Here is a 1,400-nt window from a genome sequence, read left to right on the forward strand (position 1 = left end):
TGCCGGTGCCCGTGTCGCGGCGTCCGGCCGCGCCCTCACTGCTGCTGTTGTCGATTTCCCGAACCTGAGATCCGGCATGCCGCCCACCCATGGGCGGCGTCTTCCCGCCCGCCCGTGTGCGGGCGCTGTGTGATGCCGATTTCTAGGTTTGGAGAATGTCTTGACGACCCGTATCACGGCGGCCCCCGTCGCCGGTCCAGTGCCGACGGCTGCGGCCGGTCACCGCCCACCCGGCCCCGCTCGGCCCCGTCCGGCCCCGTCCCGCCGCGGCGCCGGCGCGATCATCCTCCGTCCGTTCCCGCCCCGGCCCTCTTGTGCGGGGAGGGGGTGGTGATGCGGTCGGGGTTGACGCATCGGCGGGCGATCATCGTCGGGGCCGGGCAGGCCGGGCTCGCGGTGGCCGCCGCGCTGATCGGGTTGGGGTTCCGGCCGCAGCAGGAGTTCGTGGTCGTCGACGCCGCCACGGACCGGCAACGCAGTTGGGCGTCCCGGTGGCATTCGATGCGGCTGCTGTCCGACGCCCGCCACAGCACGCTTCCGCTCCGGCCGCTGCCGCTGGACCCGCACGAGCATCCCCGGGCCGATGAGATCGCGAACTACCTGGACCAGGTGCAGCACACCCTGGGGGTGGACCCGTTCTGGGGGTTGCGTGTGGTCGGGGTGGAACGCCGCGGTCACGGGTCGGTGCTGCAGCTGCAGACCGCGGAGGGCGACGTGCAGACCCGCAACGTGGTGTGCGCGACCGGCGCCGCCACCCACCCCCGCATCCCTGCGTGGGCGCAGCAGCTGCGGGTGCCCGGGGTGGTGCTGCACAGTGCCCACTACCAGTTCCCCCGGCAGGTGCCCACCGGGCGGGTGCTGATCGTCGGCGGAGGGAACAGCGGGGTGCAGCTGGCGCGAGAGCTGTCCGCCTCCCACGAGGTCACCCTCGCGGTCCGCACCCGACGGCCGCACCGACCCGCCCGTACCTTCCCCGTCCACGCCCGGGCAGGCTCGTCCTGGCTGGGTCGCCCACCCGCCGTGCAGCCGGTGTTCGGCGACAGCTACCATGCGCTGCGTCACGCGGGTGTGGCGGTCGCCCCGGCGGTGACCGGCGCGGACGGCGGGCAGGTCACGTTCGCCGATGGCAGCACCCTCGCCCCGGACTCGGTAATCCTCGCCACCGGGTACGACCCCGGCGACGACTGGCTCCCCGCCGAGGCGACCGCAGCCCGGTCCCGCCCGGCGATGACCGGGCTGCCGGGCTTGTTCGTCGCCGGGATCCCCGCCCACAGCCGCCCCGGAGCGGACACCCTCGCCGGGGTGTCCCGGGACGCCGCCGTAATCGCCCGCACCATCGCGGACCGGCCATGACCGCCACCCCGACGACCCTCCAGGACCCGCACGGACGCCCCCAACCC

General features: G+C 74.6%; 1 protein-coding gene. It reads left to right on the forward strand.

Annotation, left to right across the window (positions count from 1 at the left end; all coding sequences use genetic code 11):
* The first annotated feature begins 333 nt into the window (after positions 1–333).
* On the forward strand, positions 334–1,353 hold the full coding sequence (locus ASG00_RS05225; RefSeq protein ID WP_045245675.1) for a flavin-containing monooxygenase: 1,020 nt from the start codon (positions 334–336) through the stop codon (positions 1,351–1,353).
* Positions 1,354–1,400: the final 47 nt, after the last annotated feature.

It is taken from the genome of Microbacterium sp. Leaf351 (genome assembly GCF_001423825.1).
Classification (GTDB): Bacteria; Actinomycetota; Actinomycetes; order Actinomycetales; family Microbacteriaceae; genus Microbacterium; species Microbacterium ginsengisoli.

Coding starts and splice junctions, on each gene's coding strand:
- ASG00_RS05225 (WP_045245675.1), top strand. CDS start 334: ATGCGGTCGGGGTTGACGCATCGGCGGGCGATCATCGTCGGGGCCGGG.